This is a genomic window from Nocardia sp. NPDC005366 (assembly GCF_040606855.1).
Classification (GTDB): domain Bacteria; phylum Actinomycetota; class Actinomycetes; order Mycobacteriales; family Mycobacteriaceae; genus Nocardia.
This window is the reverse complement of the sequence record NZ_JBEXFQ010000046.1, coordinates 1-25,808: the sequence shown is the minus strand read 5'-3', so window position 1 is coordinate 25,808 and position 25,808 is coordinate 1. Positions and strand designations below refer to the sequence as shown.

Sequence of the window (25,808 nt, the reverse complement as noted above, 5' to 3'; positions counted from 1 at the left end):
CTCGGTTACCGGCGAGTAGCAAGACCCCGAGTGCCACACATTGTTGATGCAGAGGACAATTCGGCCATGCGGCGAGAGCTGGACCGAATCTCACAGCGTCCACACGTGATGTGTAGGTGTTTGCGGAAATGGAGCGTCGGGTAAGTGGCACGAATGAGCGAGCCGAGCCCCTATGTGGAATTCGACAGGAAGCAGTGGCGAACGCTGCGCAAATCGACTCCACTGGTGCTCACCGAGGAAGAACTGATCGGCCTGCGCGGCCTCGGCGAACAGATAGATCTCGAAGAGGTCGCCGAGGTCTATCTTCCGCTCGCTCGACTCATCCACTTGCAGGTGGCGGCACGTCAGCGCCTGTTCGCGGCGACCGCGACCTTCCTCGGGGAAAAACATCCGGACAAGCAGGTGCCGTTCGTGATCGGCGTCGCGGGCAGCGTCGCGGTCGGAAAGTCGACGACCGCGCGCGTACTCCAGGCATTGCTGGCCCGATGGAATCATCATCCGCGTGTGGATTTGGTCACAACCGATGGATTTCTTTATTCCACCGCGGAACTGACCCGGCGCGGGATTATGCACCGCAAGGGTTTCCCGGAAAGCTACGACCGCCGTAAACTGCTGCGTTTCGTCACCGAAGTGAAATCCGGCGCCGCCGAAGTGTGTGCACCGGTGTATTCACATATCTCCTACGACATCGTGCCGGACCAACTCCACTGCGTACGCCAGCCCGACATCCTGATCGTCGAAGGTCTCAATGTGCTGCAAACCGGCCCGCGCCTGATGGTTTCGGATCTTTTCGACTTCTCGATCTACGTCGACGCCCGCATCGAGGATATCGAAAAGTGGTATGTGCAAAGGTTTCTCGCCCTACGCGCGACCGCCTTCGCAGCCCCCGAGGCCCACTTCCACCACTACGCCGGCTTCAACGACGAGCAGGCCACCGGGGCGGCCCAGGAGATCTGGCACTCCACCAACCGCCCCAACCTCGTCGAGAACATCCTGCCCACCCGTCCCCGCGCCACCCTGGTGCTGCGCAAGGACGCCGACCACACCATCAACCGGTTGCGCCTGCGCAAGCTGTAGTCGCGGTGCGCGAAACCCCCTGTCTCACACCCCGAATCGACGATGACGCGCGGCATAGTCGCGCAGCGCGCGCAAGAAGTCGACGCGGCGGAACTCCGGCCAATACGCCTCGGTGAACCAGATCTCGGAATAGGCGCTCTGCCACAGCAGGAAACCGGAGAGGCGCTGTTCGCCGGACGTGCGGATGACGAGGTCGGGATCGGGCTGACCCGAGGTGTAGAGATGCTGGCCGATGGCGTTCACGGTGATCGACTGCACCAGATCCTCGCCGGTCTCCCCCGCCGCGATCTCCTGACGCATCAGTTTGCGGACCGCGTCGGTGATCTCCTGACGGCCGCCATAGCCCACGGCGACGTTCACGTGCACCCCGTCACGTCCTTCGGTGCGCTCGGCGGCGGTGCGCAGCCGCTTGGCGATCAGCTCGGGGAATCCGTCGAGCGTGCCGACGATCCGCACGCTCCAGTTCTGCTCGGGCGCGGACAGCTCCTCGACCACATCGGTGATGACCTCGAAGAGGGTTTCCAGTTCTTCCGGGTCGCGTTGCAGATTCTCGGTCGAGAGCAGGTAGACGGTGACCATCTCGATACCCTCGTCGGCGCACCAGCCGACCAGCTCGGCGATTTTCAGCGCGCCTACCCGATGGCCGTGACTCACATCGGTGAATCCGTTTTCGCGGGCCCAGCGGCGATTTCCATCACACATCACCGCGACGTGGCGGGGGTGCTGTTTGCCGGCCAGCTGCTTGGACAGCCGCGCCTCGTAGATGCGGTAGGGCAGACCACGCACCTGACTCGGAAGCTCCACGGCGTCCAACAGTACGCCCCACGAGCACAATCCAAGCATCGACCGCGTTTACTCGGCCCGGTGGCGCGAGACCCGTAACCTACGATACCGTAGGTTACTCACCGGTCAGCCAGGAGGTAGCTCGTGTCCGAATCAGTCGGTGCCGCCGAGGTGACGTCGGGTGGAGCGCACCAGGACGAGGCGCACCAGGACGAAGGGCTAATCGACGTACTGGTCAAACCGCGGATGCGGGGCTGGATACACACCTGGGCCGTCGGCATCGCCGCCGTCGCGGTCATCGTGCTCGTATCGAAGGCCGCGACCGTTTCGGCGACCGCGGGCTGGTCAACCCTGGTCTACGGCTTCACCGTGTGCGGGCTCTTCGGGATCAGCGCGATCTACCATCGGGTGACCTGGCAGTCGCTCGCCACTCGCATCAGGATGAAGCGCGCCGACCACTCGATGATCTTCCTGTTCATCGCGGGCAGCTACACCCCGTTCGCCCTGCTCGGCCTGCCGGGACGCACCGGGCAGACGCTGCTCATGGTGGTCTGGGCAGGCGCGCTCGCGGGCGTCGCGCTGAAACTGCTCTGGCCGACCGCGCCGCGCTGGGTCGGGGTTCCGCTCTACCTGCTGCTCGGCTGGGCGGTGGTGCCGGTGGCCGGGCAACTGAACGATCAGGTCGGCATCGCCCCGCTGATCCTGCTGCTCGTGGGCGGACTCGTCTACAGCGCGGGCGCGATCCTCTACGCGACCAAATGGCCGAATCCATGGCCGGCGGTATTCGGTCACCACGAGTTCTTCCACGCCGCGACGGTGCTGGCCGCCCTGTGCCACTACATCGCGATCTGGCTGGTGGTACTGCGCTGAACCGGACGCACGGCGGCTCGGCGAAAACCGCGATGCCGTCGTGCGTGCCCCGCCGACCGCAATACAGTCGGAATCGTGACAACGCACCGCCCGGACAGCGGCTATCGGATCGTCGGGAATCCACCTGAGTCTCCCGCGCGGGTTCTATGCTGCTCGTTCGTGTCGTTCGTCGCCCGCTTCGCTCATCCGGTGACGCCACATGACGCGCGGGACCGGACGTCGCCCGGAGGGGATGTGCGCCCGTCGTGATCGCCAAGTTCGTCGTCTGGGCGCTGAAGGCCCGCTGGGGTCTGGCGGTGGTGGTCATCACGGCCAATCTCAGCGGTCTCGCTGTCATCGTCACCGAGTTGTGGCTCAGTGGCTTCCTCGGCAGGCTCGGCGAGGACTGGATGCGCACCATGATCCTGGTCGGGATCTACCCGACCGTCGGATTCCTCGTCGGCGTCGGGCTCGCCGTGCGCGACCGGGCCGTCTACTTCGGATGGCTCGACGCCGGGCGTAAGCCGACACCGGACGAGGCGCGCAGCCTGTTGCGCCTGCCCATCGCCATCACCACCCGGGCACTCGCGCTGTGGATTCCCGGCGTGATCATCGCGGCGTCGATGTTCACGCATCTGACCGAGAACAACGACAGGGGCGTCACCGCGTCGCTGTTCGTCCTCGGCGCCTTCCAATCGGCCGCGGTGACCTTCCTCATCGTCGACCGCCTGATCCGGCCGACCATTCCGGTGGTGGCCGGGGTGCTCGGCGCGACCATGCACTGGAGTTCGTCGGTGCTGATCCGGGTGGTCGTCACCTGGGCGGTGTCGGGGGCGATGCCGCTGCTCATGCTGATCGTCGTACTCGCCGACCCGGTCTCGGGCGCGCCGAATCGCATTCGCACCGCCATCTATCTCGCCGCGGTCGGGATCGGCGTCGGGGCGCTCGCCACGACCTTCCTCGCCATCTCGGTGGCCGCGCCGCTGCGCGCGCTGCGTATGGCGCTGGATCGGATCACCAGGGGGGAATCCGAGGTGCGGGTCTCGATCGGCAGCACCAGCGAAATCGGGAGACTCGAACATTCGGTCAACGAACTGTCGGCCAACCTGCGCGAACGCGAACGCATGCGAGAGGTCTTCGGCCGCCACGTGGGCGACGAGGTCGCCGAACGCGCGCTTACCCGCGGGGTGGATCTCACCGGCGATGTCCGGGTGGTGTCCGCCCTGTTCGTCGACGTCACCGGCTCGGTAGCGCTCTCGACCGGATTGTCGCCGCAGGAATTCGTCGCCAAACTGAATCGGCTGCTCGCCATCGTGGTGGCGGCCACCGAGGAGAACAACGGTCTGGTCAACAAATTCGAGGGCGACGCCGCGCTGTGCATCTTCGGGGCACCGATCGCCCTGCGCGACAACGCGACCCCGGCCCTGCGCGCGGCCCGCCGAATCCGCGACGAGGTGATCGCCAGCGGCGAACTCGATATCGGGATCGGCGTCGCGCGCGGGCGGGTCTTCGCCGGTGACGTCGGCACCGATACCCGCCTGGAGTTCACGGTCATCGGCGACGCCGTGAACGAAGCCGCGCGGCTCACCGCCGAGGCCAAGGAAGTCCCGAGGCGAATCCTGGTGAGCAGCACGATCATCGAGGCGACCGCGGCGCACGAACGCGCCAAATGGTCCCTCTACGGCCACATTCAACTGCGCGGCCGCCCCGAACCGACGGCCTGCTGGACCGATATCGATCCCTCCGGCATCGCGCCGGCCCCTCGGCTGTCGGAACCGGATGTCGACGCCGTCCCCGAGACATCGAGTCCGACGATCGAGTCGCACTCCGCGGCCCCCGACCCCACCCCCGCCGACCGCTGACGCGCCATGCCCGCTCAGCGTGCGAGCGAGGCGCGCAACTCGGCGGCCGTGGTCACCGGGAGGTCGCAGACCGTACCTCGGCACACATAGGCGGCGGGAGCACCCCCGACAGCGGGACGTTCGGCCAGCAGCGGCACGGTGTCGGGCAGCGCGGCGATCACCACGGTTCCACCGGGCGCGGCGACGCGAGCGACCGTGACGAGATCCCTTGCGGCAGAGATATTCCCGTCGGATTCGGGGATCGCGATGGCGACCTGCAGCGGTCCGCGGACGGCGGCCTCGGCAACGGTGAGCCACTGGCCCGCCGAGCGGGGCGCGCGGGCCAGGACGACCGCCCCGCGCCGCAAGGTCAGGTCGGCCAGCTCGCGATAGCGCACCGATTCGGCGGGACCGCTCAGCGCGGCGGCGGTGAGCAGGGCCTCGGCCAGCACGGAAGCGCCCGCCGGGGTGGCGCCGTCGATCGGATCGCGCGGGCGGGTGACGAGGGTTTCGGCGTCATCGGCGGTGTCGTACCAACTGCCGGGCGCATCGGGGTCGGCGAAATGGTCGATCACCGTATCGAGCAGGCGTTGGGCGTGGTCGAGCCAATCGGGCGCACCGGTGACCTGATGCAGCGCCAGCAGTGCGACCGACAGCCAGGCGTAATCCTCGAGGATGCCGGGGGCCGCGCCGACCGCGCCGCCGAGCGAGGCACGGCGCACCCGTCCGTCCACCACGTGCCCGTCCAGCAGGAAACGGGCACAGCGCAGCGCGGCGTCGACCCAATCCTGTTTACCGAGAGCAGATCCCGCCTCGACGAGGGCGGTGATCGCCATGCCGTTCCAGGCGGTCACCACCTTGTCGTCGCGGTCGGGCTGGGGCCTGCCGTCGCGCGCTGTGCGCAGTACGGCCCGGACCCGCTCGAGGCGATCGAGATCCTCGGGATCGGTGTACCTGGTGAGCACCGAGGTGCCCTGTTCGAAATTGCCCGCCGTGCTCACACCGAAAACCTCTGCGGCCCAGGCCCCGTCGAGGGGACCGAGTTCGCCGACGAGTTCCGATGGCGTCCACACGTAGGTCGCGCCCTCGACACCGGGGCCACCCGGTTCGAGGCGGGTGTCGGCGTCGAGCGCGGAGGCGAAGCCGCCCTCGGCGGTGCCGAGATCATCCAGCAGGAAACGCACCGTCTCCTCGGTGATCCGCCGCGACAGCGGTGACCTCGCGCGGCGCGCCAGATGCGCGTACGCGCGCAGCAATTGGGCGTTGTCGTAGAGCATCTTCTCGAAATGCGGCACAACCCACGCCGGATCGACCGAGTAGCGCGCGAAGCCGCCGCGCAACTGGTCGTAGATACCGCCGCGTGCCATCGCTTCGGCGGTGCGATCCACCGCCGCGAACACCGCGGGATCATCGGTGCGCTCCGCACTGCGCAGCAGACCTTCCAGCAGCGCCGAGGGCGGAAACTTGGGAGCGCCACCGAAACCCGCGTACTCGGGGTCTTCGTCGGCGAGGACCGCGCGCACCGCGTGATCGAGCAGTTCGGCGGTGACGGTGAATTCGGCGTCGGGCAGCCCGGCGGCCTGACCCCGCAGCGCCTCCGTCACCTGCTCCGACGCCTTGTACACGTCCTCGCGCCGGTTCTGCCAGGTATCGGTGACCGCGGTGAGCAGTTGGGTGAACGACGGCATTCCGCCGCGCGGCAGTTTCGGGTAGTAGGTTCCGCAGTAGAAGGGCGCGCCGTCGGCGGTGAGGAAACAGGTCATGGGCCAGCCGCCCTGGCCGGTCATGGCGACGGTGGCATTCATGTAGACCGAATCCAGATCGGGACGCTCCTCGCGATCGACCTTGACGCAGACGTAGTTGTCGTTCATCAGCGCGGCCGTGGCCTCGTCCTCGAACGACTCGTGCGCCATGACATGGCACCAGTGGCACGAGGCGTACCCGATGGACAGCAGGATCGGCACGTCACGATCCGTCGCCTCCGCCAAGGCCGCGGCATCCCACTCACGCCAGTCGACGGGGTTGTGAGCGTGCTGGCGCAGATAAGGCGAAGTCGCACTGACCAATCTGTTCACCTAGCCAGCCTCCCACACCCGGGGAGCACATAACGCGATCCACACACAACCCGACGATGGCCGCTGGCACCTACGCCATACCCCGCCTGTTCGACTTCGGGCGGTCAGCAGTCCCTGGCAGATCCGGGACTGAAGTAACGGCAATTCTGGGATTTCTGCATCGCGGATAGAGGTCGAAGCATCAGGCGCTGTGACCGACCGCGACTTCGAAGGACTCCGGATGCTCCCCGTCGAACTGGGTAGTGCCTTCGTCGGCGGCGCAGTCGTCAACCTCGGCCAGAAGTCATCCACCTACGAAGACACGTTGCACGCCCTGCCCCTCGATCGACTGTGGACACCTCTCGACCGAACAGGCGCACCACACGCCAGTCCCCCGAGCAGGAGCCACGCCGCCGGTCCGAAACGCCACCGGGTCCGAAACGCCGCCGGTCCGAAACGCCGTAGCCGCCGCTCGCCTCGACTCTCCGGTGATGGGAGGGTGCAGGCTCGACGACGTCCCGAAACAGGAAGGTACCGCCATGAAGCTCGACCTGGCCAAGAGCGATAAGCACTACTACACCGCGCCGACCGATCCGGTGCTGCGCACCTTCGACAACTTCGGCTACGCGACGGTGACCGGTGCGGGCGCGCCGATGGGGCCGGAATACACCGATGCCGTCGCGGCCCTGTACCGGGCGGCCTACGGGGCCAAGAAACTCGCCAAGGCCGCCGACCAGGATTTCGTGGTGCCCAAATTGGAGGGCCTGTGGTGGGTCGATTCCGACGCGCCGCCGCTGTCGGTGCCGCGTGAGCAGTGGCGGTGGAAAATGATGATCCGGCTCCCCGAATTCGTCACCGAGGAGATGGTCACAGGAGTGACCTACGAACGGTTCGGCGAGGGTGCGGCGGTTCAGGTACTGCATGTCGGCCCATACGCGACCGAACCGGAGACGCTGGCGCGGATGGACGCCTTCATGCACGCGCAGGGGCTCGTCATGAACGGACTTCACCACGAGATCTACCTCTCGGATCCGCGGAGGGCCGCGGCCGAGACCATGAAAACCATCCTGCGTCACCCGGTCCGGCCGGTCACGGCCTGACGGTACCCAGTACCGACGCTGTTACGCGGTGCGGCCGAGGTAGGCCAGCAGCCTGCGGTGCGCGGGCGCGTGCTGCGCTACCGCGACCTCAGGACCGAACATGCCCGGTTTGCGAAACACCTCGACCCCGCCCGCCTCGAACATGGCATCGAGCAATTCCGCGCTGAGCGCGTCATCGGCGAGATCCGGGCGGTCGAGCGCGATCGCGATATCGAGGCCGTGCACCACCACCTCGGTGAGGTGAACGAGCGCGGCCTGCGACGCGGGCGACGGCCCGATCGGGAGATTCACGGTGGACGCAGGCACATCGGGGCGACGCCATGCGGCACGGTCGATTTCGGCCGCCGCCGCGTAAGCCGCTTGCGGATCCGCGCCGAGCCAATCGTCATAGGCGCCGACCGGATCGGTTCCGCTCAGTTCGGCCGCGAACAGTCGCATCCCACCCACCGTGTGGTTGAGCACGGCACGCACATCCCACTTCGAACACGGTGTGGCAGCCGACAACCGGGCGTCATCGATCGCGTCGACGATCTTGCCGGTCATATCGAGGGCGCGGTCGATCCGGCCGATCACAGTCTGCATAGGCTTCCTTCGCTAAGCGGGACACTGCATTGTTAGCACGGCGGTATGACAACCATCGGCCTACGTTACCGCCGAGTACCCCTCGTGGTCCGCGCCGAAAACGTCACGGCGGATCGGGATGCGCCACTCCCACCTCGGCGAAGGCGCCGCGGCGCGAATATCGTTCGGGCCGTTTCGTTGTCGATCGGCCCGACCCAGTCAGTTCGGTCGTGCGCGCGCACCCGGACCGTCGGCGTGGTCGTCGGATTCATGCTCGGCGCGCAGGGCGATCCCGGGCTCGGTGCCCTCGTCCGCCTCTTGATCCGGCTCCGGGTGTTCGGGTTCGAACGTGGGCGGCAGATTCTTCAGATGCCTGTTCATCGAACGCACGAGCAGCACGGTGCCGACGAGCAGGATGAGGACGATGACGAGGCCGAGCGGTGAGGCCTTGCCGAATTCCGGCCCCGTCGGCGTACCGGGGGTTTGAGCGAGAAGCATGAGCATCACCGGTCCGCGTCCTCGATTCCCGCGAACAGATCCTGCTCGGGCAGTGCGGTGCTGACCCGGGTCTTGGCCAGTTCGAATTCCTCGGTCGGCCACAGCCGCTGTTGGAGTTCGACCGGGATCGCGAAGAACGCGCCGTTCGGATCGATCTGGGTGGCGTGCGCGCGCAGTGCGTCGTCACGCTGGGGGAAGTATTTGCCGCATTCGATCTGGGTGGTGACCCGGACCATCTTGTCGGCGCGCCCGACCGCGTACTGCCGTACCCGCTCCAGCCATTCCTGCAGCGGGAACGGCTCGCCCATCCGCTCGTACTCGGCGGCGAACGTCTCCATCCGCTTCAGGCTGAATCCGTGGTCGTAGTAGAGCTTGAGCGGTGTCCACGGCGCACCGGCGTCCGGGAACCGCTCCGGGTCGCCCGCCGCCTCGAAGGCCGCCACCGACACCTCATGGCATCGGATGTGATCGGGATGCGGGTATCCGCCGTTCTCGTCGTAGGTGGTGATGACGTGCGGCTGGAACTCGCGGATGACGCGCACCAGCGCCTCGGTCGACTCCTCCAGCGGAACCAGCGCGAAACAGCCATCGGGCAGCGGCGGCAGCGGATCGCCCTCCGGCAGACCCGAGTCGACGAAACCGAGCCAGGTCTGGCGCACGCCGAGCGCGCGAGCGGCGGCGGCCATCTCCTCGCGCCTGATCTCCTGGATACGGTCCAGCACCCCGGGGGTATCCATGGCCGGGTTGAGGATGCTGCCACGTTCGCCGCCGGTCAACGTCACGACGAGGACTTCGTGTCCTTCGTCGGCATAACGGGCGGCGGTTGCGGCACCCTTGCTGGATTCGTCGTCTGGGTGGGCATGCACCGCCATGAGGCGAAGGCCACTCACGTCTCGTTCACCGTCGCTCTCGGTCGCGGGTGTCGGGTCTTCATTCCCTATAGTTTCATTCGACCTACTTTTGTTCCGACGTACCCCCCGGGAGTGAGAAGTCCATGAACGAGCCCGAGCCCGAAACCACCGGCGGCACGTCCGCCGAGGGCGCGGCGGCGGCTCGTCGGGCCGACCGCTACGGCACCACCGGACGCCGCGACGCGCCTTGGACGGGCGGGCGGTGGATCGCACCGCTGCTCGGCGCGATCGTACTGGTAGCGGGCCTGGGAGTCGCCTATATCGCGTTCCAGAAGTACGGTCCGGACGATATCGACGCCGAACAGCTCGGCTACACCGTCGTCGACGATTCCACCCTGTCGATCCGGATGAAGGTCACCCGTGCCGATCCGGGGCTGCCCGTTGTCTGTTTCGTCCGCGCGATGGATCGCGACGGCGCGGAGGTCGGCCGCCGCGAGGTGCTGATCACACCGTCGGAGAGCGGGACGGTCGAATTGACCACGACGGTCAGATCCTCGGCCCGGCCATCGGCAGGCAACATCTACGGGTGCAGCGATCGGGTGCCCGAATATCTATGGGCGCGATGATCGAAAACCCGCACCGGGGCCCGGCTCGCGAATTATCGGCGTGTTGCCGACAAAATTAACTCCGACCTGCATGTTTGTGATTCATGCTAAAATGGCGTGATACACGGTTCCGGGGCTCGGAGCCGTGTTTGCTGCATTGGCGGCCAGCGCTGTGAGTTTCGGGTTATCGGGTTTGCCCGCAACCTCACCTGTAGGGGTTCGATGAACTTCCCAGGATTGCTCTAGCCGTCGGCTGGTGCATGCCCTCCTCCGGGTGGGTATCGCACCGGTATCAGGGAATCCCGGTACGCCGGGAACAACTACTAGGGAGTGATCGAGATGACCGAGACGCAAGTGACCTGGCTGACCCCGGAGTCGCACGACAGGCTCAAGGGCGAACTCGACGCGCTCATTGCCAACCGTCCCGTCATCGCTGCCGAGATCAACGAACGCCGGGAAGAGGGCGACCTCAAGGAGAACGGTGGCTACCACGCCGCGCGTGAGGAGCAGGGCCAGCAGGAGGCGCGTATCCGCCAGCTGCAGGAACTGCTGAACAACGCGAAGGTCGGCGTCGCGCCCACCAAGGCCGGCGTCGCACTCCCGGGTTCGGTTGTGAAGGTCTACTACGACGGCGACGAGTCCGATACCGAGACATTCCTCATCGCGACCCGCGAGGAGGGCCTGAACGACTCCAAACTCGAGACGTACTCGCCGAACTCCCCGCTCGGCGGCGCGCTGATCGATGCCAAGGTCGGCGATACCCGCGAATACACGCTGCCCAACGGCAAGACGATGAAGGTCACGCTGATCAGCGCGGAGCCCTACCACAGCTGATCCCTGCGCTTCGAAACCCGAAAGAGCGGCCGCGCCCGGATGCCGGGAGCGGCCGTTCCTTTGTGGTCAGCCCGCGAGCGCCTGTTCGACATCGGTGAGCAGATCGCCGGCATCCTCGATGCCGACGGACAGTCGCACCAGATCCGCCGGCACTTCCAGCTCCGACCCCTCGGTCGAGGCGTGGGTCATCGCGGCGGGATGCTCGATGAGCGATTCCACGCCGCCGAGGGATTCGGCGAGCGTGAAGATCTTGGTGCGCGAGCAGAATTCGTGCGCGGCCGCGCGACCACCGTGCAGCCGCACCGAAATCATGCCGCCGAAGCGGCGCATCTGCTTGTCGGCGACGATATGGCCGGGATGCTCCGGCAGACCCGGGTAGATGACCTGGGAGATCGCCGGATGCCGCGTCAGGAAATCGGCAAGGGTCTCGGCATTGTCGCAATGCCGTTCCATCCGCAGCGCCAGCGTCTTGGTGCCGCGGATGGTGAGGAAGGCGTCGAACGGGCCGGGGACAGCGCCCGCGCCGTTCTGCAGGAAGGCGAAGGCCGCGTCGAGTTCCGGATCATTGGTGATCAGCGCACCACCGACGACATCGGAATGCCCGCCGAGATATTTGGTGGTCGAGTGGGTGACGATATCCGCGCCGAGTAGCAGCGGCTGTTGCAGGTAGGGCGTCGCGAAGGTGTTGTCCACCACCAGTTTCGCGCCCGCGGCGTGGGCCACGTCGGCGAGCGCCGGGATATCGCCGATGCTGAGCAACGGGTTGGTCGGAGTCTCGATCCAGACCAGCTTGGTATTCGGGCGGATCGCGGCGCGCATCTCGTCGACATTGAAGACGTGCGCGGGCGAATGCTCGATCCCCCACTGACTGAAGACCTTGTCGATCAGGCGGAAGGTGCCGCCGTAGGCGTCGTCCGGGATGACGATGTGATCTCCCGGCCGCAGCGTGGCGCGCAGCGCACAGTCGGTGGCGGCCATCCCCGAAGCGAACGCGCGCCCGTAGGCGCCCGATTCGAGGGCGGCGAGATTCGCCTCGAGGGCGGTGCGCGTCGGATTGCCGGTACGGCCGTATTCGAAACCGCCGCGCAATCCGCCCACCCCGTCCTGGGCGAACGTCGAACTCGCGTAAATGGGCACATTCACCGCACCGGTCTGTGAATCTGGATCGAATCCGGCGTGCACTGCCCGTGTGGAGAATCCCAGCTCGGTCATGCCCCCAGCGTAAAGGCAGGCATTCTCGGGCAACCGCCCGCCCAGCGGTACGGCCCGCACCGAATATGCACGTCTACGCCTGTTTGTGACGCCGGTCTCGGCGCGGCCATCCGCCTATTCGGTTCGAAGGAGCAGTTCGATAGCCGGGTATCGCTCGCAGGTCATGCGCGCGATCTACCCGACCCCGCCGGCGACCCACGCCGGACGCTGAGGAATCACATTCCACTTCAACGCCTTTCACCCGGATCGTCGTAGTAGTACTCGTCGTCTTTGGTATATCCCCCCGGCCCGTACCCGCCCTGCGTCGACTCGTGCGCCCACTGTTGCTGGGGGCGCGTGGCCCGGTGATCCATCCACAACTGCTCATGGGCGGCGTCCTCCCTGCCGCGCTGATACGCCCGCGCGTGCCCCTTGACCGCGGGCATCTCGTCCTCCAGCCCGCTCAGCCAGCCCTCCCAGCGGCGCTGCATGGGGCGGATCAGGCCGCCGCCGACGCCGACCACGATGACGCCACCGACGGTGGCGAGCACCGTGACGAGTATCGGCATCGTGACCGAGGTGGCGACGCCGATCTGGTCGAGTGCGGCGACGACGCCGATACCCCAGATGAAGACCGCCGCGATCCTGCCGATCATCGGCCCGTAGGACAGGCCGCCCAGCACACTGGTGACCATATCGCGCATACCGTGCGCGATCGCGCCCGCGACGACCACGATGACGATCGCCGCCGCGGCTTTCGGCAACCACGCGACAATTCCGTTGATCATCGCGCCGACCGGATTCGGACCGAATATCCCGAATCCGAGTTGGAGCGCGATCAACAGAATCGCGAAATAGGCGAGCTTCGCCAGCAGATCCGAGGCGTCGTAACGGCTGCGCGCCAACATATCGCCGATACCGCCGCTCTCGACCAGTCGGTCGAATCCGATCCGGTCGAGCACTCGGCCGATTATCGCCGCGAGGAACCGGGCGGTGATCCAGCCGACGAGCAGGATCAGCAGGAATCCCGCCAATTTGGGAACGAATGTCGCGACCGAACTCCACGCGTCCGAAAGTCCCTGCTGGAAATCGATAGCCAAACCGGAGGTACGCACGGCTCTTCCCTTCGCTATCCGATGAGGCCAGGGCAGTTGCCGTGGCTACTTCCGAGCCGGTTATACCCCGTACTGATCGGCGCGATGCCTATTTGCGCACAATTTGCTGGCGCGTCGCGAATTCGCCTACGGTCGGTTCGGACGCCGCGCGGCACATCCCGTCACCCGCCCACGCCGACCCCCGCGCTGACCGGGGTCAGCCGTGGAATAGGCGCGGGCGGATCAGTGTCCGATGGATCAGTGTCCGATGGATCAGTGTCCGATGGAACCGGTGCTGAGGAATCCGAGCAAGTCATGGCGGGTGATGACGCCGACGGGTTTGCCGTCCTCGACCACCATCAGCGCATCGGTATCCGAGAGCGCCTTGGTGGCGGCGGAGATGGGTTCACCCGACCCGATCAGCGGGAACGACGGGCTCATGTGCTGGGCCACCGAATCCGTCAGATGCGCGCGGCCCTCGAATACCGCCGACAGCAGATCCCGTTCGGTGACACTTCCCGCGACCTCGCCCGCCATCACCGGCGGTTCGGCGCCGACCACGGGCATCTGCGAGACGCCGTACTCGCGCAGGATCTCGATCGCGTCGCGCAGAGTCTCCGACGGATGGGTGTGCACCAGGTCCGGCAGCGCACCCGACTTTCCACGCAGGACATCGCCGACAAGCGGTTCGGTGATACTGCCGTCGAGCCTGGTGCGCAGGAATCCGTAGGAACTCATCCACTCGTCGTTGAAGATCTTCGACAGGTAGCCGCGTCCACCGTCCGGCAGCAGCACGACCACGAGGGCGTCGGGATCGCGGCGGGCCACCTCGATGGCCGCCACCACCGCCATACCGCAGGAGCCGCCGACCAGCAGTCCCTCCTCGCGGGCCAGCCGTCGCGTCATATCGAAGGAGTCGGCGTCGGAGACCGCGATGATCTCGTCGGGGATGGCCGGATCGTAGGCCGATGGCCAGAAATCCTCGCCGACCCCTTCGACCAGGTAGGGCCTGCCGGTGCCGCCGGAATACACCGACCCCTCCGGGTCGGCGCCGATGATCTTCACCGTGCCGCCGGACACCTCTTTGAGGTAGCGCCCGGTGCCGGTGATGGTGCCGCCGGTGCCGACACCGGCGACGAAGTGGGTGACCTTACCGTCGGTATCGCGCCAGATCTCCGGGCCGGTGGTTTCGTAGTGACTGTCCGGGCCGCCGGGATTGGAGTACTGGTCGGGCTTCCACGCGCCGTCGATCTCGCGCACGAGGCGATCGGAAACGCTGTAGTAGCTGTCCGGGTGGTCCGGCGGCACGGCGGTCGGGCAGACCACGACCTCCGCGCCGTAGGCGCGCAGCACATTGCGCTTGTCCTCGGAGACCTTGTCAGGGCAGACGAAGACGCAGTTGTATCCCCGCTGCTGCGCGACCAGCGCCAGCCCGACGCCGGTATTGCCCGAGGTCGGCTCGACTATGGTGCCGCCGGGGCCGAGGTCCCCCGACTTCTCGGCCGCCTCGATCATCTTGACCGCGATCCGGTCCTTGGAACTGCCGCCCGGATTGAGGTATTCGATCTTGGCCGCCACCAACCCGGCATTCGGTCCGACGACAGAGTTCAACCGGACCAGCGGCGTGTTGCCGATGAGGTCCACGACGTGATCCGCGATGCGCATAGCTCCATCGTTGCAGAAGTCCACACGGCGTTCGCATCGACGGCCCCCGTACCCGGGTCGCGAGCGCCGTCGCGCCCCGCCGCGTGCAGGCCGTGGCGCGCGCACTGTGAATTCCGGCACGCCGTGGCGACATCGGTGCGGGGCGAGTCGCGCCGCGACGCGGGTGCCGGGCTTAGGATCGGGAAATATGAGGCAGCCCAACATCGTCCGAGCCGCCACGGTACTGGCGGGCGCGGCCGCGGCCGTTGTCGTCGGATCCGGCGCGCAGGCAGGCGCGGCCACCGTGCAATTCCCCCTCGTGCCGACGCTCGCGCACGGCGGTCTGTGCTGGACGAGCATCGAGACCTGGGCCGATACCAGCACGGAATGGCCGGGGCGGGCCATTCTCAACGTGCGGGCCACCCCGGTCGCCGGACTCGGACCCGGCCGGTATCCGCTGGCCCCGCTGTGCGAAGTGCGCACCGTGGTGGCGTGGCGCAATCTCACCACCGGGGCCACCGGCTCCTACGAGAACAATGTGGTGACCGGCATCTACGGCAGCATCCTGTACGCGCTGTTCCAGGACACCGGCCCCGGCCGCGTCGAAGTCACGGTCAGCACCGATACCGCGAACATTCCGGCCAAGGGCACCTTCGACGTTCCCGGCTGAGGCCACCGCCACCGCAGCCCGAGCCACTACTATTCGAAGTCGTGGCACCTCGGATGAACCGGCGGACCGCCGCGGTGACAGGGATGGCTACCGTGCTGGCCGGATCCGGCGCGGGCACCGCGTCGTGGGCCGCGTATCGACTTCTCATGGCACAGGCCGGTGTCGCGCGCGGCGTCATCGGGCGCGACACCGCCAAACCGCCGGAGGCGGACGGCATCTACACGCCCGGATGCGCGACGCCCGAGCCCTGGCGACCGGGTAAGCCGGTCGACGTGCATCTGATGGTTTTCGGCGATTCCACCGCGGCCGGGGTGGGCTGCACGACCTGCGAAGAGGTGCCGGGCGTGCGCGTGGCGCGCGGGTTGGCCGAGACGACGGGCATGCGCATCAGGCTCAGCACCAAGGCGATCTCCGGCGCGACGTCCAAAGGACTCGCAGGCCAGGTCGACGCGATGTTCGTCGCGGGCCCGCCGCCGGACGCCGCGGTGATCTTCATCGGCGCGAACGACATCACCAAGAAGCATTCGATCTCGGCCTCGGCGCGGCGGCTCGGCGCGGCGGCGGCCCGCCTGCACGACGCGGGCGCCGTCGTCGTGGTCGGCACCTGCCCGGACCTGGGCGCCGTCACCGCCATTCCGCAGCCGTTGCGCACCATCGTGCACAACTGGAGCGTGCGACTGGCCAAGGCGCAATTCGCCGTCACCCTCGCCGCGGGGGCGCATCCGGTGCCGATGGGCGATCTCGGGCCGCAATTCCTCACCTCGCCGGACCGACTCTTCGCCGCGGACGGCTTCCATCCCTCCGCCGACGGCTACGAATTGGCCGCGGCGCATATCCTGCCGGTCCTGGTGACGGCACTCGCACAGCGGCGAGCGGAGTCGCCGCAGGCCCGTTCGGCCGAACGACGCGGCGTCACCGCTCGGCTGCGCGGACTCGTCGAATCGCCGGGGTGGCGGCTGCGCCGCTCGACGGATTCGGTACACATAGAGGTGCCAGTACAAAACTGAGCAGAGAGTACAAAGGAGCCCTCATGCCTGAGGCAGTTATCGTTTCGACCGCTCGCTCCCCTATCGGCCGAGCCATGAAGGGTTCGCTGGTCGATATGCGGCCCGATGATCTCACCGTCCAGATCGTGCGCGCGGCGCTCGACAAGGTTCCTGCGCTCGACCCGACCCAGATCGATGACCTGCTCCTCGGCTGCGGTTCGCCCGCGGGCGAGCAGGGCTTCGGCATCGCTCGCAACGTCGCTGTCCAGCTGGGCTACGACACCCTGCCGGGCACGACCGTGCAGCGCTACTGTGCGTCGTCGCTACAGACCACGCGAATGGCGTTCCACGCGATCAAGGCTGGCGAGGGCCACATCTTCATCTCCGCCGGTGTGGAGACCGTCTCGCGCTACAAGAACGGTTCCGCCGACAGCTGGCCGAACACCAAGAACCCCGTCTTCGCCGACGCCGAGGCCAGGACCGCCGAAACCGCCAAGGGCGGCAAGGGCATCTGGCACGACCCGCGCGAAGACGGCCTGCTCCCCGACCCCTACATCGCCATGGGCCAGACCGCGGAGAATGTCGCGAGCTTCACCGGCATCACCCGCGAGGACCAGGACCGCTGGGGCGTGCGTTCGCAGAACCGCGCCGAGGCGGCCATCGAGGCGGGCTTCTTCGAGCGTGAGATCACCCCGGTCACCCTGCCGGACGGCACCGTGGTCTCCACCGACGACGGCCCGCGCGCCGGCGTCACCTACGAGGCCGTCAGCCAGCTGAAGCCGGTCTTCCGTCCCGACGGCACCGTCACCGCTGGCAACTGCTGTCCGCTCAACGACGGCGCTGCCGCGCTGGTCATCATGAGCGACACCAAGGCCGCCGAACTCGGCCTGACCCCGCTGGCCCGCATCGTCTCCACCGGCGTGTCCGGCCTGTCCCCGGAGATCATGGGGCTCGGCCCGATCGAGGCCGTCAAGAACGCCCTCGCGCTGGCGGGCAAAACGGTCGACGATATCGACCTGTTCGAGATCAACGAGGCCTTCGCGGTGCAGGTGCTCGGCTCCGCGCGTGAGCTGAAGATCGACGAGGACAAGCTGAACGTCTCGGGCGGCGCCATCGCCCTGGGCCACCCGTTCGGGATGACCGGCGCCCGCATCGCCACCACGCTCATCAACAACCTGCAGACCCACGACAAGCAGTTCGGCGTGGAGACCATGTGCGTCGGCGGCGGCCAGGGCATGGCGCTGGTCATCGAGCGGCTGAGCTGACCTTCACACCCTGATCCGGACACGAAAAGGGCGGTCGCGCGAAGCGACCGCCCTTTTTCGATAGCCACGCGGCCGACGGCCGCACGGAACTAGTCGCTGTTGAAGTAGCTCAGCAGGCGCAGGATCTCGACGTAGAGCCAGACCAGGGTGACGGTCAGGCCGAGCGCCACCCCCCAGGCCGCCTTCTCCGGCGCCTGCGCGCGGATCAGCTGATCGGCCGCGTCGAAGTCGAGCAGGAAGAAGAACGCCGCGAGCGCGATGCAGACCAGGCTGAAGCCGATCGCGAGCGGGCTGCCGTCACGCAGGCCGAGGCCGCCGGAGGTGAAGAAGCCCGCGATCAGGTTGCCGACGATAAGCACGAACACGCCGATCGCGGCGCCGATGACCATTCGGGTGAAGCGCGGGGTGACGCGAATCGCACCGGTCTTATAGACGACGAGCATGCCCGCGAAGACGCCGAAGGTGCCGAGCACCGCCTGCGCGATCAGGGCGCTACCGCCCACGCCGCCGAATTCGACATTGGTGAACATGAACGACAGCGCGCCGAGGAACAATCCCTCGGCCACCGCGTAGGACAGGACGATGGCCGGGTTGTCCATCTTGTTGGCGAACGAGGCGATCAGCACGAGTACCAGGCCGACCAGGCCGCCGACGATCACGAAAAGCGGGGCCAGCGAGGTATTCGCGTTGGTGAGGCCGTAGGAGATGATCGCGGAGACGATCAGCACGCCCAATGTGATGCCGGTCTTGGTGACGACATCATCGATCGTCATCGACCGGGTGGCCGGGGCCTGCTGATAGGGCTGCTGGTAAGGCTGTTGCTGGCCGTACTGGGTGCCGAACTGACCGGCACCCGTCACCCCGGACCCGAAGTTGGCGTAGCCGCCGCCAACACCTTCTTGCCGGGGCAGGTTACGGAAAACCGGATTGCTGGAGGTGCGCACCGCGGATGCCTTTCTGGAGTCGTTGCCGCTGTCTGTCGAGTCGAATACTCGATATCCAACTGCTTGGTCCAACGTCTGTCATCCCCACCGAGTTCCCCGCTGGTCGATCGATGAGGCGGACAATTCGGACTCTACCGTTGCTGCGCGTCGTGCAGGCCGCGGACCGACCGCGTCACCGTGAACTTCCTGTTTCGGCCAACCACCTCGGTGTGCCCGACCATCCTCTCCACCACGCCCCGGTAGTTCAGATGCGAGTTGTACACCGCCCAGAGTTCGCCGCCGGGACGCAGGACCCGCCCCGTCTCGGAGAACATCTTGATCGCCGAACCGGTGTGCACGGCGGCGCCAACGTGGAAGGGCGGATTGCACACGACCAGATCGGCGCTGTTGTCCGCGGCCGATGACATCGCGTCGTCACGCACCACGGTGACCCGATCGAGAACGTCGTTGGCCGCGACCGTCGCCCGAGCCGAGGCCACCGCGGCCGCGGACTGGTCGGTGCCGACCACCCGGATGGCCGGTCGCGCCTTGGCGAGCGCGACGGCCAGGATGCCGGTACCGCAGCCGAGGTCGATGGCGTCGCGGGCGTCCGGTTTCATCCACTTCAGATGTTCGAGCAGAAATCGCGTGCCGATATCCAGACGCGGTCCGGAGAAGGCGGCGCCGTGCGCGACCACGTCGATGTCGAGATCCTCCAGCCGGTCCCGTACAGGGAATCGCGGCTCCCCCACCGGCTTCGGCCCCGTGACGAGCAGGGTGCGCGACTTCTGCCGTCCCCGGCTGGCCCTGACCTCCGAAAACGACTGTGCCAAGGTGTCGTTCATCGACTTGGTGAGGTATTTGTCACGTCCGCCCGCGACCACGGTCACCGCGGGATCGGCGTAGCGCGCGATGGCATCGGAGATCTCGGCGAGTCCGGCGAGCGCACGCGGCAGTCGCAGCAACACCACATCGGCCTCGCCGAGCAGTTGTTCGCCGAGCGGATATGCCGCGTATCGATCGGCGAGGCCGAGGGTGCGCGCGTTATTGGCCAGGGCGAGTTCGCCGGTGAGCAGATCCTGGTGGACGCGGACCTCGGTCAGGTCGTGCCCGACGATCACACCCAGCGTGAGCGCACCGTAGCTGTCGCCGATGATCGCTACCTTTCCGCTACCGGAGGAGGCGATGGCGTCCGCCGCGACATCGAGGATCAGCCGATCCGCGGCATCGACGGCATAGAGGTTCAGCGCCTCCACATCTGGATACCGGCGTAGCCGAGCTAGGACGTCCTCGAGATCTCCCACACCGTCAAGTGTGCTAGATCGTTGCCGAATAGTCGCGTTTGGCCCGGCTTTTCTTCTCCGTGCGATCCCAATATCCGGGATGGTAACCGTGAATTCCACTGACACAGTGACTTTCGAATCGACATGCCGTAGCCGCGCCATTCGCGCCCGGCGTGGCGATCCGGCCCCGAGGGGTCTCTCCGCGGATCAGCGGATCACCCACCGCCGCTGCGATTCTTGCACCGATACCGCACCAGCATCATTTCAGCAATCTTTCCGCTCAACCCTTTTCGGCTCGCCGCCTCCGGGCCATATGCCACGGAGTACCTTGCTGGCACGCCGAAACGGCACGCCTCGGCCCGTTTCGGGCGACACGCAGCATTCACTCAGTAACATCAGTCACATGCGTATCGCACTTGTGTCGACTCTCGCGGTGGCGGCGGCTCTGCTCGCCGGCTGCGACGATGGCGACAACACCCCGCCCCGTTCGAACGTGTCGAGCGTGACCAGTACGACCGGCACCTTCGCCGACGCGCCCGCGCCGACGCCCACGGACGCAGAACCCAAACGCGGCGCCCCGTCCTCCGGCGCGGGCGTCACGGTGACGGGTATCCGCATCGGCAGGCACCCCGGTTTCGACCGCGTCGTCTACGATCTCGGCGGAACCGGCAGCCCCGGCTGGATCGTGCAGTACACCGACCGTGCCATCCAAGACGGCAGCGGCAACCCCGTCGACGTGGCGGGCCAGTCGATTCTGGAGGTGCAGATCACCGGTTCGGCGTATCCGTTCGACAGCGGGGTCACACCCTACGAGGGACCCGACCCGGTCACCGATCCCAGCGCACCCGGTATCGCGGGGGTGTACCGGACAACAATTTTCGAGGGCATCACCCAGTCGTTCATCGGGGTGAACGCCGGTCGTCCCGCCTTCGCGGTCAGCGCGCTGAGCGGCCCGACACGGCTCGTCATCGATATCGCCACGCCGTAGTCGACCGCCTACCCACTCGCCTTCGAAATATCGCCCCGGCCCGGACGGCAGGCGTATCGGAGGCGACACCTCTCGACGGCTTCGCCAGCCCGACATCGATGATCTCGATCTGGGCACGCGTAGCTGACTAGCACCCGGTAGAGCAAGTACCGTCGAGGGGTCCGGTACGATACGCACCTTCGCGGAGAGCCGGACGCCACGAAGGGAGAGAGGCGAAACCGACATGCGACAACTGGAACGAGCGGGCCTGGCCGCCGCAGCTGCCGCCACCTTGATCGGCATATTCTTCCTGGGCGCCTGCTCCACGCTGGTCACCGGAACCGCCGAGGTGAATCAAACCGATCTGGCCGCCTACCGGTCCGATATGACGGCCTCATCCATCTCCGCCTCCTCCTCGCGAGCGGCGGCGGCGCAGTCTGCGACCGAGGCCGCGTGCGACACCTTCTTCTCCGCGAACGAGAGTTCGGTCAACAGCTTCAACGCCTATATCGACTCCAGCAACAAGAGCGCGCCCGATACCGACGCCAAGGCGACCGGCGCCGTCACCGCGTTGCGCGGCAATGCGCAGAATGTCGACCGTTCGGTGACACGAGAAGTGCTGCCCGACGTCGCCGAGAAATTGCGGGCCTATCGGGACGACACCAACGCGCTGGCGGGCACCCTGGAGCAGCGCGCCGATATCACGACGCTCAACGCGGCCATCGACAAGTTCAACGGCACCAAGAACATCGCGCGCGACACCTGCCGCGCCTACTGAACCCCGTCAGATGCCGAGTCTGGCGACCGTCCCGGTCGAATCGCCCTGAGCCGTCCGGCGGCGGCGCAGTTCGAGAACGAGCAGCAGCGCGCCGCCGAGTAGCGCCGAGCCCGCGACGATGGCCCCGGCGATCGCGACGCCCGGGTATCCCGCCGTGGCGAGGATGGCGGCGAGCACTGCGAACACCAGGCCGGTGACGATGACGCCGAGTCCGGGCCAGTGGCGGGGATCGGCCAGCAATTCCCCGCTTGCGCCCGCATCGGGACGGGCGATATCGGGTGCGTCATCGAGCGGGGGTATCTCCCACGTCTCTTCGGCGTTCATGGCGTCACGACCTCGAGCTCTTCGGCCCGGGCACGACGCCCGAACTCTGCTACGCGCCGGGTTTCCCGAAACCGCCGCCGCAAACCGACCGGATGAGAAAGATTGTGCGCCAGAGCATCCGCGCCCGCGGTCGGTGTCGGTGTCGGTGTCGGTGTCGTCAGCCTGCGAGCTCCCCCAGCTCCCGCGTTGCCGATTCCCCGGCGTGCGGCAGGGGTAGCACCAACCAGGAATCAGCGCTGCGATAGTCGGTCGGCGACGAGCCCTCCGGGTCCGCGCCGAGTCCTTCGACCCGGGTGCGCCCGCCATCGCCGCGATCGACGGTGTCGGTATAGCGGTAGTGCAGATGCCCGTGCAGCAGCAGATCGGGCCGCAGAGTGTCTACGACACGCTGGATCCGATCCTGGTTCGGCAGGCATTCCGGAAGATTCTTGCGGTTCCACTCGGGGTCGGAGCCGCGCGGCTTGTCGTGGGTCAGCAGGACGTCCACCGGGGCGTCGTCCTCGAGCAGCGCGTCGCATTCGGCGTCGGTCATCTGCTCTTCCGGGAACCACAGGGTCTCCGCAGTGACCGGACGCCGGGACGAGCCGAACTGCCTGTGCCGCGCGGCCGTGCGCTCCTGCGACGCCTCGTGCGCGAGCCGCCACTGTTTATCCACCGAGTAGGCCCCGCCGAACGCGGCGAAGCGGGTGCACTCCCAGGTCCACCGCAACCCGCGCGGCGCATAACGGATGTTCCTGCGGCACACCAGGAAGCCCTCGCCATCGGGTTCGGCGCCGTACATCCGGTGCAGCAGCGAACTCTTGTCGTGGTTGCCGTCGAGGAAGTACACCTGGACCCGGCACTTACGCGCGGCCCGGTTCACCACATCGAAATAGCGGCGGCCCTGCGCGGTGTGCTCCCACGCCCCGAAATCCCCGAGCACGAAGATCCGCCCGCATCCCTGGCGTACCGCCACACGCAGCAATGACAGCGCGTGGCCGGTATTACCGTGCAGGTCACCTGTCATCAGAATGCTCCCCATCTCCCCATGCTGACAGCTGTGAACGCCGCTCGGCATCCGCATTTCTACCTGGTACCGGGTAGGTGATCCGCTGCGCCGCAGTCCATATCCCACGGGAACCCGGTTCCGGGGCACCGGATACGAGTCGACGCCCGGAATTCGGCCGAAAATGTTGATCGAATGTCCCCGGATCTCTCCCGCGGGCCGCCGGATGTCCGGAACAGTGAGCGGCGACACTTCGGCCTAAGGACGGTAATGAGCGGCGAGTCCCACCACTATGACGTGCTGGTGATCGGTTCCGGCTTCGGCGGCAGCGTCACCGCGCTGCGCCTCACGGAAAAGGGCTACCGGGTAGGAGTGCTGGAAACCGGCCGTCGTTACGCCGACCACGAATTCGCGAAGAATTCCTGGCACCTGCGCGAATATCTCTGGGCGCCCAAACTCGGCTGTTTCGGCATTCAGCGGCTGACCCTGCTCAAGGACACCTTCGTCATGAGCGGTACCGGCGTCGGCGGTGGATCGCTTGTCTACGCGAATACCCTCTACGAGCCGCCGGAGACCTTCTACCAGGATAAGCAGTGGGCTCATATCACCGACTGGCGCGACGAGTTGGCCTCCCATTACGACCAGGCCACCCGCATGCTCGGCGTCAACACCAATCCCGCGACCACGCCATCGGATCGGGTGCTGCTCGAGGTCGCCGAGGATATGGGCATCGCCGACACCTACCGTCGCACCCCGGTGGGCGTGCTGTTCGCGGACAATGATTCCCGCCCCGGCGAATCCGTGGCCGACCCGTACTTCGGCGGAGTCGGACCGCAGCGCTCCACCTGCACGCACTGCGGCGAATGCATGACCGGTTGCCGCCACGGCGCCAAGAACACCCTGGTGAAGAATTACCTCTACCTGGCCGAACAAGCGGGCGCCACCGTGCATCCACTGACCACCGCGGTCACCGTGCGTCAACTCCCGCAAGGCGGATACGCGGTCGACACCGTCCGCACCGGACGCTGGATCCGCAAACAGCGCACGACATTCACCGCCGACCAGGTGGTGTTCTCGGCGGCGGCCCTCGGCACCCAGCAGTTGCTGCACAATCTCAAGGACCGCGGCCACCTGCCGAATATCTCCCGACGGCTCGGCGAACTCTCCCGCACCAATTCCGAGGCGGTGCTCGCGGCACGCAGCCGTAGCAAGGATTCCGATTTCACCAGGGGCGTCGCCATCACGTCCTCCATCCATCCCGACCCCAATACCCACGTCGAACCGGTCCGCTACGGCAAGGGCAGCAATTTCATGGGGCTGCTCGCCACCGTGCTCGTCGACGGGCAGGAAGGTAAGCGGCGCTGGGTGCTCGGCGCGCGCGAATTGTGGCGGCAGCGACGTGATCTGCCCACGCTGCAGAATCCGTCGCACTGGTCCGAGCGGATGATCGGCCTGCTCGTCATGCAGAACGTCGACAACTCCATCGTCACCTACAACAAGCGCGGCCTCTTCGGACGTCGCATGACCACCAGGCACGGCGAGGGCACGCCCCCGCCCGCCTGGATTCCGGTCGGCAACGAAGTCACCCGCCGGGTGGCGGAGAAGATCGACGGCATTCCACAGGGCAGCTGGACCGAGATGGTGAATATCCCGATCACCGGCCACTTCATCGGCGGCTGCCCGATCGGCGACTCCCCCGAAACCGGCGTCATCGATCCGTATCAGCGGCTGTACGGGTACGAGGGGCTGCATGTGATCGACGGTTCGGCCATCTCGGCCAATCTGGGCGTCAATCCGTCGCTCACCATCACCGCCCAGGCCGAACGCGCTATGTCGCTGTGGCCCAACAAGGGGGAGGAGGACCCGCGTCCCGCCCTCGGCTCGGCCTACCGCCGCGTCCAACCGATCGCCCCGAAGAATCCGGTGGTCCCCGTCGCGGCACCGGCCGCGCTGCGCCTGCCGATCACCCCGGTCTGATATCTGCCGAACGACCGGGAATGGTGGCGCGCGAGGCGAATGCGGGACACACTTGAGGCCGTGAGCCGCGTGTCAATCGGACATATCGTGAAACGGGGTGCGCGGTGACCGCGCTGGCCCGTGGCGAGAACCGTCCCGCACCCGCCGATCGGATGACGGTCACCGTCACCTGCTCGGCCCCCGTCGACGTGTCGGCGCTGCTGCTCGGGGCGAGCGGGAAGGTCCGCTCCGACGCCGATTTCGTCTTCTTCAATCAACCCGCCGGGCCTGGCGTCACCTATCGGCACGGGCAGGGCGCGGGCGATGTCGTCGATATTCAGACCGGCGCGCTACCGACCGACGTGGAGCGGGTCGTCGTCACCGCGAGTCTGGACGGGAGCGGTCCGCGCACCTTCGCGGGCGTGAACTCGCTCCTGGCCACCATCGGATCGAGTTCGGGCACGCTGACTTTCCCGATGACCGGGTTGAGTACCGAAACCGCCGTGGTGTGCGTCGAGATCTACCGTCGCGCGGGGGCGTGGAAGGTGCGCGCCGTCGGGCAGGGCTACGACAACGGGCTCGCCGGTATCGCGACGGCCTTCGGCGTGGATATCGAGGCCGAACCCGCGCAGGCCGAACCCGCGCAGGCCGCACCCGCGCAGGCCGCACCGGCGTCGGCCGCGCAGCCG

At 67.0% G+C, this 25,808-nt stretch carries 25 protein-coding genes; 13 read left to right on the top strand and 12 right to left on the bottom strand.

Translation table 11 applies throughout. The annotated features are described in order from the left end of the window. The first annotated feature begins 144 nt into the window (after positions 1-144). Positions 145-1,077 carry a type I pantothenate kinase gene (coaA, locus tag ABZS43_RS32990; protein ID WP_355039912.1) on the top strand — a complete coding sequence of 311 codons (933 nt, stop codon included), beginning with the start codon at positions 145-147 and terminating at the stop codon, positions 1,075-1,077. Between the two features lie 24 nt (positions 1,078-1,101). On the opposite strand, the gene ABZS43_RS32985 is transcribed toward coaA, so the two are convergent. Continuing rightward, complete coding sequence (locus ABZS43_RS32985) at positions 1,102-1,920, bottom strand: isoprenyl transferase (RefSeq protein WP_355039911.1); 819 nt, start codon at positions 1,918-1,920, stop codon at positions 1,102-1,104. 186 nt (positions 1,921-2,106) lie between these two features. On the opposite strand from ABZS43_RS32985, the gene ABZS43_RS32980 reads away from it, so the two are divergent. Both ABZS43_RS32980 and ABZS43_RS32975 read left to right on the top strand, forming a co-directional pair. Then, on the top strand, positions 2,107-2,730 hold the full coding sequence (locus tag ABZS43_RS32980; protein WP_355039927.1) for a hemolysin III family protein: 624 nt from the start codon (positions 2,107-2,109) through the stop codon (positions 2,728-2,730). Between the two features lie 245 nt (positions 2,731-2,975). Beyond that, positions 2,976-4,571 (top strand): adenylate/guanylate cyclase domain-containing protein, encoded by a 1,596-nt coding sequence (locus ABZS43_RS32975; protein WP_355039910.1) that lies wholly within the window; start codon positions 2,976-2,978, stop codon positions 4,569-4,571. Between the two features lie 14 nt (positions 4,572-4,585). On the opposite strand, the gene ABZS43_RS32970 is transcribed toward ABZS43_RS32975, so the two are convergent. Further along, positions 4,586-6,625, bottom strand: coding sequence for a thioredoxin domain-containing protein (locus ABZS43_RS32970; RefSeq protein WP_355039909.1), 2,040 nt, complete (start codon positions 6,623-6,625; stop codon positions 4,586-4,588). Positions 6,626-7,143: 518 nt separating this feature from the next. On the opposite strand from ABZS43_RS32970, the gene ABZS43_RS32965 reads away from it, so the two are divergent. After that, positions 7,144-7,704, top strand: coding sequence for a GyrI-like domain-containing protein (locus ABZS43_RS32965; RefSeq protein ID WP_355039908.1), 561 nt, complete (start codon positions 7,144-7,146; stop codon positions 7,702-7,704). Between the two features lie 21 nt (positions 7,705-7,725). On the opposite strand, the gene ABZS43_RS32960 is transcribed toward ABZS43_RS32965, so the two are convergent. From ABZS43_RS32960 to mca, 3 genes are all read right to left on the bottom strand, one after another. Next, on the bottom strand, positions 7,726-8,286 hold the full coding sequence (locus ABZS43_RS32960; protein WP_355039907.1) for a TIGR03086 family metal-binding protein: 561 nt from the start codon (positions 8,284-8,286) through the stop codon (positions 7,726-7,728). Positions 8,287-8,484: 198 nt separating this feature from the next. Further along, positions 8,485-8,769: a hypothetical protein gene (locus tag ABZS43_RS32955; protein ID WP_355039926.1), complete on the bottom strand. Its 285-nt coding sequence runs from the start codon at positions 8,767-8,769 to the stop codon at positions 8,485-8,487. Beyond that, complete coding sequence (mca, locus tag ABZS43_RS32950) at positions 8,769-9,635, bottom strand: mycothiol conjugate amidase Mca (protein ID WP_355039925.1); 867 nt, start codon at positions 9,633-9,635, stop codon at positions 8,769-8,771. Before mca ends, ABZS43_RS32955 begins: the two co-directional genes overlap by 1 nt. 122 nt (positions 9,636-9,757) lie before the next feature. Between mca and ABZS43_RS32945 the strand changes: the two genes are divergently transcribed. Both ABZS43_RS32945 and greA read left to right on the top strand, forming a co-directional pair. Then, positions 9,758-10,240: a DUF4307 domain-containing protein gene (locus ABZS43_RS32945; protein WP_355039906.1), complete on the top strand. Its 483-nt coding sequence runs from the start codon at positions 9,758-9,760 to the stop codon at positions 10,238-10,240. Positions 10,241-10,558: 318 nt separating this feature from the next. After that, positions 10,559-11,053 (top strand): transcription elongation factor GreA, encoded by a 495-nt coding sequence (greA, locus tag ABZS43_RS32940; protein WP_355039905.1) that lies wholly within the window; start codon positions 10,559-10,561, stop codon positions 11,051-11,053. 66 nt (positions 11,054-11,119) lie between these two features. Here the strand turns inward: greA and ABZS43_RS32935 are convergent, their stop codons facing one another. The 3 genes from ABZS43_RS32935 to ABZS43_RS32925 all read right to left on the bottom strand — a co-directional run bounded on the left by ABZS43_RS32935 (position 11,120) and on the right by ABZS43_RS32925 (position 15,003). Next, positions 11,120-12,265 (bottom strand): cystathionine gamma-synthase, encoded by a 1,146-nt coding sequence (locus ABZS43_RS32935; RefSeq protein ID WP_355039904.1) that lies wholly within the window; start codon positions 12,263-12,265, stop codon positions 11,120-11,122. A gap of 227 nt (positions 12,266-12,492) precedes the next feature. Beyond that, a complete protein-coding gene (locus ABZS43_RS32930; protein WP_355039903.1) occupies positions 12,493-13,359 on the bottom strand; it encodes a hypothetical protein in 867 nt (288 codons plus the stop codon). Between the two features lie 252 nt (positions 13,360-13,611). After that, complete coding sequence (locus ABZS43_RS32925; RefSeq protein ID WP_355039902.1) at positions 13,612-15,003, bottom strand: cystathionine beta-synthase; 1,392 nt, start codon at positions 15,001-15,003, stop codon at positions 13,612-13,614. A 187-nt stretch (positions 15,004-15,190) separates the two neighbouring features. On the opposite strand from ABZS43_RS32925, the gene ABZS43_RS32920 reads away from it, so the two are divergent. From ABZS43_RS32920 to ABZS43_RS32910, 3 genes are read left to right on the top strand one after another with little or no spacing between them, the layout of a single operon-like run. Then, on the top strand, positions 15,191-15,652 hold the full coding sequence (locus ABZS43_RS32920; RefSeq protein ID WP_355039901.1) for a hypothetical protein: 462 nt from the start codon (positions 15,191-15,193) through the stop codon (positions 15,650-15,652). 53 nt (positions 15,653-15,705) lie between these two features. Next, on the top strand, positions 15,706-16,659 hold the full coding sequence (locus ABZS43_RS32915) for an SGNH/GDSL hydrolase family protein (protein ID WP_355039900.1): 954 nt from the start codon (positions 15,706-15,708) through the stop codon (positions 16,657-16,659). A 23-nt stretch (positions 16,660-16,682) separates the two neighbouring features. After that, positions 16,683-17,903: an acetyl-CoA C-acetyltransferase gene (locus tag ABZS43_RS32910; RefSeq protein WP_355039899.1), complete on the top strand. Its 1,221-nt coding sequence runs from the start codon at positions 16,683-16,685 to the stop codon at positions 17,901-17,903. Between the two features lie 89 nt (positions 17,904-17,992). On the opposite strand, the gene ABZS43_RS32905 is transcribed toward ABZS43_RS32910, so the two are convergent. Further along, positions 17,993-18,847 carry a Bax inhibitor-1/YccA family protein gene (locus ABZS43_RS32905; RefSeq protein ID WP_355039898.1) on the bottom strand — a complete coding sequence of 285 codons (855 nt, stop codon included), beginning with the start codon at positions 18,845-18,847 and terminating at the stop codon, positions 17,993-17,995. 131 nt (positions 18,848-18,978) lie between these two features. Then, positions 18,979-20,130: a methyltransferase gene (locus ABZS43_RS32900; RefSeq protein ID WP_355039897.1), complete on the bottom strand. Its 1,152-nt coding sequence runs from the start codon at positions 20,128-20,130 to the stop codon at positions 18,979-18,981. A gap of 382 nt (positions 20,131-20,512) precedes the next feature. Between ABZS43_RS32900 and ABZS43_RS32895 the strand changes: the two genes are divergently transcribed. Next, positions 20,513-21,097: a hypothetical protein gene (locus tag ABZS43_RS32895; RefSeq protein WP_355039896.1), complete on the top strand. Its 585-nt coding sequence runs from the start codon at positions 20,513-20,515 to the stop codon at positions 21,095-21,097. 223 nt (positions 21,098-21,320) lie between these two features. Then, entirely contained in the window at positions 21,321-21,854 is a 534-nt protein-coding gene (locus tag ABZS43_RS32890) for a hypothetical protein (protein ID WP_355039895.1), read from the top strand. A gap of 6 nt (positions 21,855-21,860) precedes the next feature. Here ABZS43_RS32890 and ABZS43_RS32885 read toward each other — a convergent pair whose 3' ends face one another. Together ABZS43_RS32885 and ABZS43_RS32880 are read right to left on the bottom strand one after the other, a co-directional pair. Continuing rightward, on the bottom strand, positions 21,861-22,178 hold the full coding sequence (locus ABZS43_RS32885; RefSeq protein WP_355039894.1) for a hypothetical protein: 318 nt from the start codon (positions 22,176-22,178) through the stop codon (positions 21,861-21,863). A 157-nt stretch (positions 22,179-22,335) separates the two neighbouring features. Beyond that, positions 22,336-23,199: a metallophosphoesterase gene (locus ABZS43_RS32880; RefSeq protein ID WP_355039893.1), complete on the bottom strand. Its 864-nt coding sequence runs from the start codon at positions 23,197-23,199 to the stop codon at positions 22,336-22,338. A 234-nt stretch (positions 23,200-23,433) separates the two neighbouring features. Between ABZS43_RS32880 and ABZS43_RS32875 the strand changes: the two genes are divergently transcribed. Together ABZS43_RS32875 and ABZS43_RS32870 are read left to right on the top strand one after the other, a co-directional pair. Further along, positions 23,434-25,140: a GMC family oxidoreductase gene (locus tag ABZS43_RS32875; RefSeq protein WP_355039892.1), complete on the top strand. Its 1,707-nt coding sequence runs from the start codon at positions 23,434-23,436 to the stop codon at positions 25,138-25,140. Positions 25,141-25,244: 104 nt separating this feature from the next. Next, positions 25,245-25,808 (top strand): TerD family protein (locus tag ABZS43_RS32870; protein ID WP_355039891.1); only part of this gene is annotated, 564 nt, incomplete at its 3' end.